The following is a 324-nucleotide window of genomic DNA, read 5'->3' as shown; positions in this document are numbered from 1 at the left end:
TTGCCAAAACTGCATGTCTGCCGGGATCAAGGCCTCGCCCCCGACCATGAGCGCTCTGGTCGGGGCTGGTCCCTTGTCGGCTTCAAGCCGCTTGTTCAGCAGGCTTAAATGCGAAGGCGTCAGCTTGATTAGATCATAGGTCTGACCATCCTCTAAACCAGCCAGCGCATGTATTTGGGCAATGGGGTTGACAAGACGAAGCTTGGCGCCCGCCAACAAAGGCCCGAACAAGGTCGTAACGCCAGCATCAAAGCTAAACGACAGCAGCATCAGCGAGCCGTTCCCGGCTCCTTGGTAATGGCTGCGATCCGACCAGTGCAGATA

Annotated in this window: 1 protein-coding gene; it reads right to left on the bottom strand. The window is 56.8% G+C overall.

Annotated features, from left to right (window positions below):
• Positions 1-324, bottom strand: a 324-nt coding sequence (locus AC0L2K_RS35180; RefSeq protein WP_473533682.1) for a hypothetical protein, incomplete at both ends; no start/stop codon positions are given.

The organism is Mesorhizobium sp. WSM4817, from assembly GCF_055811135.1.
Note: the sequence above shows the minus strand (reverse complement) of the source record. Positions and strands in the feature narration are given on the sequence as shown.